This is a genomic window from Pontivivens ytuae (assembly GCF_015679265.1).
GTDB classification, from domain to species: domain Bacteria; phylum Pseudomonadota; class Alphaproteobacteria; order Rhodobacterales; family Rhodobacteraceae; genus Pontivivens; species Pontivivens ytuae.
Window position 1 is genome coordinate 3,633,331 of sequence record NZ_CP064942.1, and the last position, 14,430, is coordinate 3,647,760.

Here is a 14,430-nt window from a genome sequence, read left to right on the forward strand (position 1 = left end):
CGGTCAGGAAGTTTCACGCAACAATTTTCCGAAGCTCGCCTGACCGGCCAGCAGCACGGCCTGCGTGCGGCTCTGCACGCCGAGTTTGCGCATGATCGCGGTCACATGCGCTTTCACCGTCGTCTCCGCGATGGAGAGGTCGTAGGCGATCTGCTTGTTCTGCTTGCCTTCGCAGATCAGTTCGAGGATGCGCGCCTGGTGGACGGTGAGGCTCGCCAGCCGCTCCAACGCCGCATCGGTCTCCGAGGCGGGGGTTTCCTGATCGTCGTCGAGCAGGATGCCCTCGGGCACGAAGGTCCGGCCCTGCTGCACCGTCTCGAACGCGGTGCGGAAGAGCTCGCGTCCCGAATGTTTCGGCACGAAACCCGCGGCTCCGGCCCGGATCGCAGCACCGATGACGCGGGCGTCCGTCAGCGATGAGACGACGACCACCGGCACGTCGCCCGCAGCGCCCTGCAGGCGCACCAGCCCGTCGAGGCCGCTGACATCCGGCAGGTTGAGGTCGAGCACCACCACGTCGGGCTTCGCGCCGCCTTCCAGAAGGGCCATCGCCGCAGCGAGGTGGTCGGCGGTGTCGATGTGGCGGATTCCGATCACGGCCTTCAAGGTCATGGACAGTGCATCAAGGAACAGCGGGTGGTCGTCGACGATCAGCGCGGTCTGAAAACGCGCGGGGCCGTCCTGGTGTGGCGTCATGTGCCGGTCCATGCTCTTCTCGTCTTTACTCCCTACCAGACTAGCAGGCGCGCGCGGATGTCGCACCCATACCTTCGTCGCGCCCGCTCGGAGTGGTGCAATTGGGTCGTGTTGGGAGTTGATGACCCTGAGAGAAAGGGTGCGATGCAACGCAACGCCGCGCTGCTTCGGTGTTGTGCTGGTCTAGCTCTGCCCCAGGTCCTAGGATCCCCGTTGGCTGGCGCACTACAATATCTGCATAGAACTACATGAGGCTGGGGCGGTGCACCGTTGACAGGGTTCGGGGCCAGCTAGTTGCTCGGACCATTCCTGGATCGTCCCACCTGCAGATCTCCGCGCGTGATCGGCTCGAACGCTCCACCGGAGCGTTTTCCGGGCGCGCCTCACCCCTTAACAGCCCCCGCGGTAAGTCCGCTCACGATCTGGCGTTGGAAGACCATGACCAGGAGGAAGAGCGGTGCGGTGATGCTGACGGCGGCGGCCACGGCCTCGACCTGGTCGGTGGTCGTGGTCTCCCGGTTGAAATAGCCGGTGATCGCCGGGACCATCGTCTGGTTCTGCGCATCGAGCAGCAGCGCCGTCACCAGGTAGTCGTTATAGGCGAGCAGGAAGCTGAAGAGCCCCGTCGTGATCACGCCCGGCCACATCACCGGCATGATCACCCGGCGGAACGCGCCGAAATGGGAGCAACCGTCGACCCGCGCGGCCTCGTCGAGCTCCTGCGGGATGTTCTGGAAGAAGGACCGCAGCATCCAGATCGTGAAGGGCTGGTTGATCGAGACCAGCACGACGATCACCGCCCAGGGCTGGCCGTAAAGGGTGGGGGCGGCCTCGCCGAAAATGGGTCGCAGGATCTCCGCCGAGTTGATGAAGGGGGGCAGGTAGCCCGTCACCAGCACCGAATGGGGCAGCGCGCGGAAGATCAGCGCGATGATGAGCAGCCAGAAGGCGAGGTTCGAGCCCGACCGCGCGAGCCCGTAGCCCGCCAGCGTGCCGACGGTGAGCGAGATCGTCACGACCCCCGCCGTCACCAGCATGGAGTTGAGGAAGTTGCGGAAGAACTCGTTCTCGACCCAGACGGCGCGGTAGTGCTCCGTCGTGAGCCCGATCACCGGCTCGCCCAGCGGCCCCGCGATCCCGTTCAGCACCGACAGCATCAGCGGCAGGATTCCGAAGAAGACGAGCACGAAGCCGATGGCGAAGACGAGGCTCGCGATGATCCAGCCGAGCCAGGCGAAGCCCGGCGGCGCGAACCGGGCCACCCCGCGGCCCAGCAGATCCGCCGCGACCTTGTAGGCCCCGGCGATCACCGCGAGGCCCAGCACGATGTCGAGCACCGACACCCCTTGCCCCGCCGCCCGCGTGAACGGGCCGAAGATCACGTCCGCGGGGTCCGAGGCGAAGGCGTCCACCGGCGACTTGAAGCTCATCACCGCGATCCAGAACAGCGGGAAGGCCGCGATCAGGCACCAGAAGGCGAGGAACCCGCCGGAGGCGAGGCGCAGGCCAAGGGGCTGGCGCATGGCACGGGGCGTGGACATCAGCTCCCCCTGTGGTCGCGCCAGGTCCGGCGCAGCAGCGGAATGAGCAGGATTACGATCCCGATCATGGTGAGCATGGACGAGGCCGACGCGCGGGAGATCGAGCGGTTCCCCGCATCGTCCGGCGTCAGGTAGTCGAAGGTCAGCCACTGGAGCGAGATCCGGTGCGCCTCCGACCGGAAGCCGATCACCTCCTCGAACACGCGGTAGCTGTCCATCAGGTGGATGAGCGCGATGAAGATGATCAGCGGCATCAGGTGCGGGATCACGACGAAGCGCAGCCGCTCGAACCGGCTGGCGCCGTCGATGATCGCGCTTTCCAGCGTGTCCTGATTCACGGTCTGAAGCCCCGCGTAGAAGATGACGAAGGCGAAGGGTGCGACGTGCCAGACGCGGTAGAACAGCATCAGAATCTCGATGGTCCAGCCCTGGGCGAACATGGCGATGTCCTGCCCGCTCCAGCTTTCCATCAGCGCGGTCAGGATCCCGTCCCCGACGAAGAGCCAGCGGATCGACAGTGCCCCGATCACCGGGGTGATGATGAAGGGCAGAAGCGAGATGAAGATCGCGGGGCCCCGGATCGACTTGACCGCATTGTTTACGCTGAGCGCGATGGCGAGCCCCACCCCGATCACCAGCGGCAGGGTGATGAGCGTGAAGGTGAGCGTGAAGCGCAGCGCGCCCCAGAACGGGATCGACAGAAGCTCCGTGATTGAGCCGTTCGAGAGGGCCTGTCCCGCCCGGTCCGGCTCCAGCACGGTGCCGTAGCTTTGCAGGCCGACGAAGGAGGTCACGGTCTCGACCTCGCCATCCTCGCCGATCACGGGCCGCGACTGCGTCTCGGTCACGCAGGTCTGGGTGACGAAACCGGGGGTGCAGCTCTCGACCTCCACCGTCTCGAACACGGTCTGGGTGAGATGGAAGCTCTGCCAGAAGACGCTGACGAGCGGGGCCGCGATGAAGATCAGCATCAGGATGAGGGAGGGCGCGACGAAGGCCGCGAAGGTGCGGAATTTCATGGGTGGACCTCCACGAACTCGATCTGGTTGCCGTCCGGGTCGCGGATGAAGAGGTTCCGGACGCCCACCTGCGGCACCTCGTTGGGGCCGAAAAGGATGTCGATGCCCTTGTCCCGCAGCTCCGCGGCGGTGGCCTCCACATTGTCCACATGCAGGCCGACATGCTTCGCGCCGCGGGTGGCGAGGGCGCCGAATACGTCGGCGCTCTCATCGGGGCCGGCTGCGGCCCCCTCCCGCTCCATCAACTCGAACCGTATGTCGCCGACGTGGATGTGGGCGAAGCGCAAGCCTGCCTCCGCCACGTCCCATTGTGCTTCGGTCGCGAAGCCCAGCACGTCGCCATACCAGGCCAGCGACCGGTCGAGATCGGCGACCACGAGGGCGAAGTGATGAATCGAGCTCAGCTTCACGTCGGTATCCCCCAGCGCGGAAGAGTTTCGTGCCGAAAACTCTTGGGAAAATCTTCGGATGAAGATTTTCGGGGGGCGGCGCGGGGCCGCCCCCGGTGTCGTCAGAGCAGGCCGGCTTCCTCGGCGGCGGTGGTGTAGTCGGCCTCGATGGCCTCCAGCGTCGCCTCGGCGGATTTCGCGCCGGTCAGGAAGTCGGCCACGTTGTTGCCGATCGCGGTGTGCATCAGGCCCATCTGCGTCGTGGACGGATAGGCGGGCGGGCCCTGCATCGCGGTCTCGATGGCACCCTGGGCCAGCGGGCCGGGCACGAAGCCGTCGATGAGCCAGATCGCGTCGTCATTGTTGGCGGTCACCATCTCGGTATCGATGCCCTCCATCGCGACGCGGAAGGCGGCCTCGGCCTCCTCGTCGGGGATGTTGGAGGCGATGACGAGCCCGTCCCACCAGAGCGTCGTAGCCGGGATGCCGCCCTCGACCGCGGCGGGCGCGGGCGCCCCGGCGACGAGGCCCACGACCTGGCTTTCGGCCTCGTCGTTCATCGCCGCGGCGCGCGAGGCCCAGAGGTTCGCCATCGCGATCCGGCCCTGCTGGAACTGCTGCTGGACATAGGTGGAGTCGGAGGTGAGGTATTCCGGATCCATGTACTCGGTCAGCGCGCCCAGCATCTCCAGCGTCTGGACGCCGGCCTCGGAGTTCACGGCGGGCGTGTTGTCGGGGTTCACGAAGGTGCCGCCGAAGCCCACGAACATGTTGTTGAAGTCTTGGGCGAGGTTCCAGCCCGAGGCCATGGTGGCCCCGATCGGATAGTCCACTACGCCCGCCTCCTGGATCGCGGCGGCGGCGGCGAGCACCTCGTCATAGGTGGTCGGCACCTCCAGCCCCAGCTCCTCGAAGATGTCGGAGCGGTACATCAGGTGCTGGGTATTCACCATCATGGCCACCGCCATGATCTCACCGTTCACGCGGATCAGCTGGTTCGGCGCGAGGTCCTGGCCGTATTCCGCCACCAGATCGTCGAGCGGGCGGATGGTGCCTGCATTGAGCAGCGGTGTCAGCGTGCCGTTCGCCACCCCGCCGATATGGTAGAGGGAGGGATTGGCGGCGAAGGCCTCCGGCTGCTTCTCCCGGAACTCCTGGTCGAGCTCGGCCTGCACGTTGCCGCACTCGGCCATGGCGTCGGTCACGGCCTTCCACGCCTCGAAGCCCGCGGTCAGCGACTTCACCTCGACGGTGTTCTCGAAGGCGCAATCGGCCATCGCGGTGGTGGCAAAGAGGGCGAGCGCGCCGCCCAGCGCCAGCGTCATCGGTTTCATCTGGTCTTCTCCCTGTTGTGCCCGGCCGGATGCGTCATCCGGGCCGGTATTTCGGTTCAGGCGACGCGGGCGCCGCTGCTGATGTCGAGGCGGGCTCCGCTCTGCGTGTCGAAGACGTGGCAGATGCCCGGCGGGATCGCGATCGAGACGGTGTCGCCGATCTCGGCCCGGAACTCCTTGTGCGCCTTGACGGCGACCAGCGCGCCGCCCGCGCGGACAGAGATCATGGTGGCGTCGCCCAGCAGCTCCAGCGTGTAGATCGGCGCCGTGATCTGGCCCGCGCCGCCCTCGGCCAGCGTCGCGTCCTCCGCCCGGAAGCCGAGCGTGACGGGGCCGTCGGGCGCCTCGATCCCTGCGATCTCGACGTTCCGGCCGCGGAAGGTGCCTTGCGTCACCTCGCCCTCCATCAGGTTCATGGCGGGCGAGCCGATGAAGCCCGCGACGAAGGTGTTGGCGGGGTTGTCGTAGATCTCCGTCGGGGTGCCGACCTGCTGGACCACGCCCTTGTTCATCACCACGACCCGGTCGGCGAGGGTCATCGCCTCGATCTGGTCATGGGTGACGTAGATCGTGGTCACCTTCAGCTCGTGCTGCAGGTTCTTGATCTGCGCGCGGGTGGAGACGCGCAGTTTCGCGTCGAGGTTCGACAGCGGCTCATCCATCAGGAAGACCGTGGGTTCGCGCACGATGGCCCGCGCAAGCGCCACGCGCTGGCGCTGACCGCCCGAGAGCTCGGCCGGCTTGCGGTGCAGGAACTCGGTGAGCTCCACCATCTCGGCCGCGCGCATCACCCGCTCGTCATGGCTGGCGGGGTCGACCTTGCGCACCTTCAGCGGGAAGCGGATGTTCTCGTAGACGTTCATGTTGGGATAGAGGCCGTAGGATTGGAAGACCATGGCCACGTCGCGGTCCTTCGGATCGAGGTCGTTCACCACCCGGTCGCCGATGACGATGTTGCCCTCGGTCGCATCCTCCAGCCCCGCGATCATGCGCATCGTGGTGGTCTTGCCGCAGCCCGAGGGCCCGAGGAGGACGAGGAATTCGCGGTCGGCGATGGTGAGGTCGAAGTCGTTGACGCCGACGAAGCTGCCCCAGCGTTTGGAGACGTGTTCGAGCCGGATTTCCGCCATGCGCCGTGCCCTTTCCAGCAAGTCGCGTTTCAGCCTAGACAGGTTGTGACGTTCCTGCCAAGGTTTTTTTGCATTCGTATGCAAGACGATTGGATCCACGCAATGAAAGATGCCCGACAGGTCCTGCGCATGGCGCTGGCCGATCTGACGCGCGCCCGGGGAGCGGCGCAGATGGACGCCGCGCGGGCGCTGTTTTCCGAAGACTGTCAGGTGGATGTGGCCCATCCGGTGAACGCGCTAACGGGTGTGGAGGCGGTGGTCGACGGCTACTTCGCCCCCCTCTCGCGCGCCATCCACGGGGCGCATCGGCGGGACCTGATGTTCCTCGGCGGACCCAATCGGCGGGCGGTTGGAGGGGACTGGTGCGCGTCCGTGACGCATGTGGTGGGCACCTTCGCCGAACCGCTCTTCGGCATCCCACCCTCAGGCAAGCTCGTCTTCCTGCGGGTCGGCGAGTTCTGGCGGGTGGAGGAGGGCCGCGTGACGCAGGCCCGCCTGATCCCCGACCTCGTCGACCTGATGCGGCAGGCGGGGCGGATGCCGCTGCCGATGGAATTGGGGCACGAGATGATCTGGCCCGCGCCCGCCACGCAGGACGGGCTGCTGCCCGCGGGCGATCACGGGGCGCAGACGCTCGACCTGGTGGAGGCGATGCTCGCCGACCTGCGCGCCTACGATCCGGAGACGTTCTCGAGCAAGGGGCAGACCGGGCAGAACGGCTACTGGGCCGAGGACATGTTCTGGTACGGGCCCGGCGGGATCGGCTCGACCTTCACCTATGAGGGTTTCGACCGCGACCACCGGGTGGCGTTCCTCACCGCCTTCCCCGACCGGGTGGGCGGCGACCACTACTGCCGGATCGGGGACGGGGACTACGCCGCCGTCTCCGGCTGGCCGTCGATGACGATGACGTTTCAGGGCGACTATCTGGGGCAGAAGGCGGATGGGCGGGCTCTGACGCTGCGGGTGATGGACTTCTACCGCTGCGCGGGCGGGCAGGTGGCGGAGAACTGGGTCCTGCTGGATTATGTGGACCTGTTCCGCCAGATGGGCCGCGACCTGATCGCGGAGGCGGCGGCGCTTTAACCGGAACGATGTGCGGAGGGCCGTGCCCTCCGGGGGGAGGGTGAGCGCCGTCTCGCAAACGCTCCGGCGGAGCGTTTGAGGCGTGAACGGGCGTAGCTCCGGGCGGGCGCGGCGCGGCCTATAGGCCGGGTGGAGGGGTGCTTCTGATCGGTACCGCCCCGGACTCGATCCGGGGCCTTTCACTACTGGGCGCCTCGATCCGAGCGGTCCCGGCGCTTCGGCCGGGACGGTGGAGAAGGGTGTCATGGTTGGGCTTGGCCCGGCCATCTCCCGCATCGGAGATCCTCGGGTCGAGCCCGAGGATGACGTCGCCAGTAGCCTAAACTGGACCCGCCGTTTCCGGCTGGTCAGGGTCCTCCTCCAACTCCTCCCCCTCCGCCTGCTCGATCGCGTATTCCGTCGCGACCTCGACGGCCACCGGCGAGGCCTGGGGGGCGACGTAGGCGAAGCTCGCCGTGTCCTCCACCGGGGTCGGCGCGCGGCGCGTCATCCGCCAGAGCGCGTAGCCCGAGACCAGCGCGAAGTTCGCTGCCATGAACAGGAAGTAGCTGTCCGCCCCCAGCGTCGTCATCATCGCACCGACGATGAACGGCCCCAGGATCGCGCCGCAGCCGTTGATGAACATCAGCCCGCCGGAGGCCGCGGCCATGTCCTCGTAATCGAGATAGTCCGCGGTATAGGCGATCAGCAGCGAGTAGAGCGGGTTCGACAGCCCGCCCAGAAGGAACGCGGCGACCAGCAGCGCGGTAAACGCCTCCGACGCGAAGAAGCCCATCACCATCGTCACCGCTCCGATGGCGGTGAGGATCGCGATCAGCCGCCGCCGGTCCATCCGGTCGCTCAGCCAGCCGATCGGATACTGCAGCAGCAGCCCGCCGGTGTAGATCGTCGCGACGAAAAGGGAGATGTCGCTGACGCTCAGCCCCCGCTCCGCACCGTAGACCGCGGCCATGCCGAACATGCCCGCGAAGATCAGGCCCATGAAAAACATGCCGACCGAGCCCAGCGGCGATGTCTCCACCAGCCGCTGCAGCGTCATCGGCTTCGTCGTCTGGAACATCGGGGCCGGGGTCGCCGACAACAGGATCGGCGCGAAGCTGATCGAGACGAGCACCGAGATCAGGACGAAGAGCGCGTAGTCCGCGGGGTTGGCGAGGTTCAGCATGAACTGCGCGCTCACCACGCCCAGCATCTGCACGATCATGTAGAGCGACAGCGTCTTGCCCCGCGTCTCGGTCGTGGAGCTGTCGTTGAGCCAGCTCTCGCAGACCACGTAGACGCCCGAGAAGCAGAACCCGACGAGGAGCCGCATCGCCGCCCAGGCGATCGGATGCGGGAAGGCGGCATAGAGGATGAACGCCGCCGAGATCAGCGAAGCGAGGGCTGCGAAGACCCGCACATGCCCCACCCGCTGGATCAGCAGCGGGGCCGCGCGCGATCCACCGAGAAAGCCCAGGAAGTAGGCCGACATCACGAAGGACATGGTGAGCGCGTCGAAGCCCTCGATCTCTCCCCGGACACCGAGCAGGGTGCCCTGCAGACCGTTGCCGATCATGAGGAGCAGGAGGCCCAGGAACAGGGCCCAGGAACTGGCGAGCACGGCAAGCATCAGGGGGCACTCCGACGTCGTTTGGCCGCGACGTATCAGGGCTGTGCGGGCGATTCCAAGCCGGAAACGACATGGGCGGTTCGTCCGCGACCTCCTCGGATCGGGGCTTGCCCTCAAGTGGACTTGAGGGCGCAGGATCCGAGTCGCGATCCGAACAGGGAGATGAGAGATGACCGAACTCGAACACGCCAACGTCACCGTCGTGGACAACCGCGCGACCGCGCAGATGCTCTGCGACGTCTTCGGCTGGCGGATCCGGTGGGAGGGCGGCGCGCGCGACGGCGGCCACTCGATCCACGTGGGCAGCGACGCGAGCTACCTCGCCGTCTTCACCCCCGGTCCTGACGAGACGGCGGAGCCGGGCAACGGTCGGCTCAACCACCTCGGCGTCGTGGTCGACGATCTCGACGCGACCGAAGAACGGGTGAAGGCCGCGGGCTACACGCCGACGAGCCACGGCGACTACGAGCCCGGCCGCCGCTTCTACTTCCACGACGAGAACGGGATGGAGATCGAGGTGGTCAGCTACGCCTGACCCGTGCCATGATCGGGGCGCCCGGTGTCCGGGCGCTCCCTAAAGCGGCGAATGGCGGCGTTGACGTGCGCAGGCCCCGGCCATACGTTTGAATACGTATGCAAAGGAGCTTCGCATGAAAGGCAGCCGACCCGAGCAGGCCGCGCTCACCCGGGACACCGACCTCTCGAAGACTGCGGAGACGCGAGCCGTCATCGAGGGGATGGTGGACGGGCTCAACGATCACCGGATCGCGGATATCGGCGAGTTCTTCTCCGAAGGCTTCGGCTGGTACGGCAACCAGGGCTGTGGCACCAAGACGGGTCTGCGGGAGTTCCAGGAGAACTGGCAGAAACCGTTTCAGGCCGCCTTCTCCGACAAGGTCTGCGTGGACGAGGCGCGGCTCTACATGGGTGAATGGGCTGCGGCCTTCGGCCGGCAGGAGGCGCTGCATTCCGGCCCCTTCATGGGGGTGAAGCCCACCGGCAAGCGGGTCGAGATCCGCTACATGGATTTCTGGAAAGTCGTGGACGGCAAGATCGTCGACAACTGGGTGATGGTGGATTTCCCGCACGTCCTCGCCCAACTCGGCATCGACGTGTTCAACGGCGAGGGCTGGGAGGCGTTCGACCGCGGCGAGAAGGTGCCGCCGCAGCCCTAGGCACGACCGTCCCGGACGCGGTCCGGGGCCGACCCGTTTCGACAGGCCCCGGATCCCGTCCGGGGCGGTCCCAAGAGACGCCCGGAGGGGCCGCAGGAGGAAACGCATGACCATCCGTCACCTCAAGACCGCCCGCTCCGAAGCCGATCGTGCGGAGGACGATGCCAAGGTCCGCTCCACCGTCGAGGCGACGCTCGCCGATATCGAGGCGCGGGGTGACGCCGCCGTGCGCGAGCTCAGCGAGAAGTTCGACGGCTACGCGCCGGCCGCCTTCCGCCTGACCGATGGCGAGGTGGAGGCGCTGATGAACAAGGTCTCCGACCGCGACATGGCCGATATCAAGTTCGCGCAGCAGCAGGTTAGGAACTTCGCGCAGGCCCAGCGGGACTCGATGCTCGATATCGAGGTGGAGACGCTGCCGGGCGTGATCCTCGGCCACAAGAACATCCCCGTCCAGTCCGTCGGCTGCTATGTGCCCGGCGGCAAGTTCCCCATGGTCGCTTCCGCCCATATGAGCGTGGCCACGGCGAGCGTGGCGGGCGTGCCGCGGATCATCGCGTCCACGCCGCCCTTCAAGGGCGAGCCCAACCCGGCGGTGATCGCGGCCATGAAGCTCGGCGGCGCGCACGAGATCTACGTGCTCGGCGGGATCCAGGCGGTGGGGGCGATGGCGCTCGGCACCGAGACGATCGAGCCCGTGCACATGCTGGTCGGCCCCGGCAATGCCTTCGTCGCGGAGGCGAAGCGGCAGCTCTATGGTCGCGTCGGAATCGACCTCTTCGCCGGTCCGACGGAGACCATGGTGATCGCGGACGACACGGTCGATGGCGAGATGTGCGCGACGGATCTTCTGGGTCAGGCGGAGCACGGCTACAACTCTCCGGCCGTGCTGGTAACGAACTCCGAGAGGCTGGCGCGGGATACGCTGAGCGAGATCGACCGCCTCCTCCACATCCTGCCCACCGCCGACACCGCCGGGAAGAGTTGGGAGGATTACGGCGAGGTCATCCTCTGCGACAGCTACGACGAGATGCTGGCGGTCGCGAACGACATCGCCTCCGAGCACGTGCAGGTGATGACCGATCGCGACGACTGGTTCCTGGAGCACATGCACTCCTACGGGGCGCTGTTCCTCGGGCCGCGCACGAACGTGGCCAACGGGGACAAGGTGATCGGCACCAACCACACCCTGCCGACGAAGAGGGCGGGGCGCTATACCGGTGGCCTCTGGGTCGGGAAGTTCCTGAAGACGCACTCCTATCAGCGCGTGACAACGGACGAAGCGGCGGCGGAGATCGGCGCGTATTGTTCGCGACTGTGCCTGCTGGAGGGCTTCGTCGGCCATGCCGAGCAGGCCAACGTGCGCGTGCGCCGCTATGGCGGGCAGAACGTGCCCTATGGTGGGGCGGCGGAGTGACTCCTTCGCTTCCTTCCTTCCACGATGCCCTGCATCGTGGACGCGCCCGACCCGCCCCCCAGGGCGGGCGCGTTCCGCACCCCCCCTCGGGCCGGGCGCGAGGCCAGCATCTGAAGACGCCGCACCATGCTGGGTGAAGCCAGATCCCTCCTCACCCCGCTCGCCGCCGCCCTCTATGACGGCGATGACGCCGCCATTGCGAAGGCCATCGACACCGCCTTCGTCCCCGACGCCACGGTCCACCTCTGCCACCCGCTCGGTGACCTGACGCCCACCGGCCTTGCCGAGATCTATGCCGCCCTGCGCCGGGCCATGCCCGACCTCGAGCGCCGCGAGTGGATCCGTATGGCAGGTCAGGACGATCACGGCCATCTCTGGGTCGGCTCCGGCGCCACGCTCATCGGCACCTTCGCCGCCCCGTGGCTCGACATCCCGCCGACCGGCCACCTCGCGCACATGCGCTGCCACGACTTCTTCCGCATCGAGGGCGGCCGGATCGTGGAGATGCAGGCGCTCTGGGACATCCCAGAGCTGATGATGCAGGCGAAGGCCTGGCCGCTCGCCCCCTCCCTCGGCCGCGACTGGCACGTTCCAGGCCCCGCCACCTGCGACGGCCTCGGCCCCCATGGCGCGAACGGGATCGAGACCCGCGACACCATCAAGACCATGCTCGACCACATGAAGCGCCACCCCTCACAAGGTGGCCCAGAGGTGATGGAGATGGAGCGGTTCTGGCACCCCCGCATGACCTGGTACGGCCCCGCGGGCATCGGCACCGGCCGCGGCATCGCGGGGTTCCGGAACTGGCACCAGATCCCCTTCCTCGCCGCGATGCCGGACCGGGGGCAGTATGTGGAGGACATCACCTACCACTTCTTCGGCGAGGGCGACTACGCCGCCGTCACCGGTTGGCCCAACATGATCCAGACGATCACCGATCCCGGCTGGCTCGGCATCGCACCTGCGGGCCAGCGCGTCACCATGCGCTCCCTCGACTTCTGGCGGCTGGAGCGCGGCCTGATCCGCGAGAACTGGGTGCTCGTCGATCTGCTCGACGTCCTCGATCAGGTGGGCATCGACGCGCTCGCCCGGATGCGGGAGTTCAACAAGGCCCGCCCCGGTTTCGACCCCGACACCGGCCATGCGCTATAGTCCCGGGACGCAACGGAGGATCCCATGGCCCGGCCCCACATCGTTCCCTACCTCTCTTACCGCGACGCGAAGGCGGCGATGGCCTTCCTGACCGAGGCGTTCGGCCTGACCACCGTCACGGCCTACGAGGATGCGGGCGTGCTCCAGCATGGCGAGATGGCCTGGCGCGACGGGCTCATCATGCTCGGCACCGCCGAGATCGCGCCGAGTGTGAGCCCCGGCATCTACCTCGTGGTCGAGGATGTGGACGCCCACCACGCCCGGGCGGTGAAGGCGGGGGCGGAGATCGTCTACGGCCCCGAGGACACGCCCTTCGGCACCCGCCGCTACCGTGCGAAGGACCCCGAGGGCCACGAATGGTCCTTCGGCACCTATGCGCCCGATACGGAGGCCAACTGATGGAGCAGCGCGTCTCCCTCATCACCCTCGCCGTCGCGGACATGGAGGCGTCCCGCACCTTCTACCGCGCGCTCGGCTGGCGCGAGGTCGACAGCCCGGACGGCGTCATTGCCTTCGATCTGATCGGGCAGACGCTCGGCCTCTATCCGAAGGCCGCACTGGCCGAGGAACTGGGGGTGAGCGCCGATCAGCTCGCCGGTTCCGCCATCGTGCTGAGCCACAACGTGCGGGACAAGGCGGACGTCGCCCTGCTGCTCGACCGCGCCCGGGCCGCCGGGGCGCGCGTCATCAAGGAGGCGCAGGACGTCTTCTGGGGCGGACACCACGGCCATTTCGCCGATCCCGACGGCCATGTGTGGGAGGTTGCGTGGAACCCGCACGCGCCGCTCTCGCCCGAGGGCGCCTTTCGCTGGACCGGATATCCATGACCTTCATCTTTCCCGAAAATACGCCCGCCGGAGGCGCACGCTGATGCTGCTCACTACCCCCTCCTTCCGCCTCGACGGCCGTCGCGCGCTGGTCACGGGCGCCTCCTCGGGCATCGGGCTGGGCTGCGCCGTTGCCCTCGCCGAAGCCGGGGCCGACGTGACGCTGGCCGCCCGTCGCGAAGCACCCTTGACGGAGGCGGTCGAGGCCCTTCGCGCGACGGGCCTGTCCGCGACGGCGCGGACCCTCGATATCACGGATATCGAGGCGACCGGGGTGCTCTGCTCCGAAGGCCCGCCCTTCGAGATCCTGGTGAACTCCGCCGGTCTCGCCCGGCATACCCCCGCGACCGAGACGACGGCGGAGGATTTCGACGCGGTGACCGGGCTCAACATCCGCGCCGCCTATTTCGTTGCACAGGCGGTGGCCCGGCGGCTGGTCGCGGCGGGCCGTCCGGGCTCCATCATCCAGATCAGCTCCCAGATGGCGCATGTCGGCGGGATCGACCGCGCGGTCTATGCGGCGACCAAGCACGCGGTAGAGGGCATGACGAAGTCCATGGCCATCGAGTGGGGGCCGCACGATATCCGGGTGAACACGATATGCCCCACCTTCATCCGCACGCCGCTCACGGCCCCCACCTTCGCGGATCCTGTGCGTCGCAAGTGGATCGAGGAGAAGATCAAGCTGCCCCGCATCGCCGAGGTCGAGGACATCATGGGCGCCACCGTCTTCCTCGCCTCCGACGCGGCGGGGATGGTCACGGGAACGAGCCTGCTGGTCGATGGTGGGTGGACCGCGGGATGAGGTGGGGTTGGGAGCAACATGGGTTCGGGGGCGCTGCGTTGCGCCCCTTGCCACCGTCCCGGCCGCAGCGCCGGGACCTTTCGCCACTCAGTCCTAGCGGTTCGTTCCGTCGTAGCCGCCGACCTGGGAACCCCGCACCCAACGGCCCCGGATCAAGTCCGGGGCCGTTGCAACCCGTCCCACCGTCCCGGCCGCAGAGCCGGGACCTTTCGCCCTTCAATGCTACCGTTTGGTTCCGGCGTAGCAGCCA

The 14,430-nt window shown here is 67.5% G+C and carries 15 protein-coding genes; 8 read left to right on the plus strand and 7 right to left on the minus strand.

Annotated features, from left to right (window positions below; genetic code table 11):
• Positions 1–3 precede the first annotated feature (3 nt).
• From I0K15_RS18045 to I0K15_RS18070, 6 genes are all read right to left on the minus strand, one after another.
• On the minus strand, positions 4–696 hold the full coding sequence (locus I0K15_RS18045; RefSeq protein WP_196102868.1) for a response regulator transcription factor: 693 nt from the start codon (positions 694–696) through the stop codon (positions 4–6).
• A 383-nt stretch (positions 697–1,079) separates the two neighbouring features.
• A complete protein-coding gene (locus tag I0K15_RS18050; protein WP_196102869.1) occupies positions 1,080–2,237 on the minus strand; it encodes a carbohydrate ABC transporter permease in 1,158 nt (385 codons plus the stop codon).
• Positions 2,237–3,256, minus strand: coding sequence for a carbohydrate ABC transporter permease (locus I0K15_RS18055; RefSeq protein ID WP_196102870.1), 1,020 nt, complete (start codon positions 3,254–3,256; stop codon positions 2,237–2,239). Before I0K15_RS18055 ends, I0K15_RS18050 begins: the two co-directional genes overlap by 1 nt.
• Entirely contained in the window at positions 3,253–3,666 is a 414-nt protein-coding gene (locus I0K15_RS18060; RefSeq protein ID WP_196102871.1) for a VOC family protein, read from the minus strand. The genes I0K15_RS18055 and I0K15_RS18060 overlap by 4 nt, the downstream gene beginning before the upstream one ends.
• 101 nt (positions 3,667–3,767) lie before the next feature.
• Positions 3,768–4,979: an ABC transporter substrate-binding protein gene (locus I0K15_RS18065; RefSeq protein WP_196102872.1), complete on the minus strand. Its 1,212-nt coding sequence runs from the start codon at positions 4,977–4,979 to the stop codon at positions 3,768–3,770.
• A gap of 56 nt (positions 4,980–5,035) precedes the next feature.
• Entirely contained in the window at positions 5,036–6,109 is a 1,074-nt protein-coding gene (locus I0K15_RS18070; RefSeq protein WP_196102873.1) for an ABC transporter ATP-binding protein, read from the minus strand.
• A 102-nt stretch (positions 6,110–6,211) separates the two neighbouring features.
• Between I0K15_RS18070 and I0K15_RS18075 the strand changes: the two genes are divergently transcribed.
• Positions 6,212–7,195, plus strand: a complete 984-nt coding sequence (locus I0K15_RS18075) for a nuclear transport factor 2 family protein (protein ID WP_196102874.1) — start codon at positions 6,212–6,214, stop codon at positions 7,193–7,195.
• 319 nt (positions 7,196–7,514) lie between these two features.
• Here I0K15_RS18075 and I0K15_RS18080 read toward each other — a convergent pair whose 3' ends face one another.
• On the minus strand, positions 7,515–8,804 hold the full coding sequence (locus I0K15_RS18080; protein ID WP_196102875.1) for an MFS transporter: 1,290 nt from the start codon (positions 8,802–8,804) through the stop codon (positions 7,515–7,517).
• A gap of 169 nt (positions 8,805–8,973) precedes the next feature.
• On the opposite strand from I0K15_RS18080, the gene I0K15_RS18085 reads away from it, so the two are divergent.
• The 7 genes from I0K15_RS18085 (at position 8,974) to I0K15_RS18115 (ending at position 14,180) form a co-directional block, all read left to right on the plus strand.
• Positions 8,974–9,339, plus strand: a complete 366-nt coding sequence (locus tag I0K15_RS18085; RefSeq protein WP_196102876.1) for a VOC family protein — start codon at positions 8,974–8,976, stop codon at positions 9,337–9,339.
• A 115-nt stretch (positions 9,340–9,454) separates the two neighbouring features.
• On the plus strand, positions 9,455–9,979 hold the full coding sequence (locus I0K15_RS18090; RefSeq protein WP_196102877.1) for an ester cyclase: 525 nt from the start codon (positions 9,455–9,457) through the stop codon (positions 9,977–9,979).
• Between the two features lie 106 nt (positions 9,980–10,085).
• The gene (hisD, locus tag I0K15_RS18095; protein ID WP_196102878.1) at positions 10,086–11,396 is read left to right on the plus strand and encodes a histidinol dehydrogenase; all 1,311 of its coding nucleotides are present in this window, start codon (positions 10,086–10,088) and stop codon (positions 11,394–11,396) included.
• A 126-nt stretch (positions 11,397–11,522) separates the two neighbouring features.
• On the plus strand, positions 11,523–12,548 hold the full coding sequence (locus I0K15_RS18100; RefSeq protein WP_196102879.1) for an ester cyclase: 1,026 nt from the start codon (positions 11,523–11,525) through the stop codon (positions 12,546–12,548).
• Positions 12,549–12,572: 24 nt separating this feature from the next.
• Positions 12,573–12,947 carry a VOC family protein gene (locus tag I0K15_RS18105; protein WP_196102880.1) on the plus strand — a complete coding sequence of 125 codons (375 nt, stop codon included), beginning with the start codon at positions 12,573–12,575 and terminating at the stop codon, positions 12,945–12,947.
• Positions 12,947–13,375, plus strand: a complete 429-nt coding sequence (locus I0K15_RS18110) for a VOC family protein (protein ID WP_196102881.1) — start codon at positions 12,947–12,949, stop codon at positions 13,373–13,375. The genes I0K15_RS18105 and I0K15_RS18110 overlap by 1 nt, the downstream gene beginning before the upstream one ends.
• Positions 13,376–13,415: 40 nt before the next feature.
• Positions 13,416–14,180, plus strand: a complete 765-nt coding sequence (locus I0K15_RS18115; protein ID WP_196105522.1) for an SDR family NAD(P)-dependent oxidoreductase — start codon at positions 13,416–13,418, stop codon at positions 14,178–14,180.
• Positions 14,181–14,430: the final 250 nt, after the last annotated feature.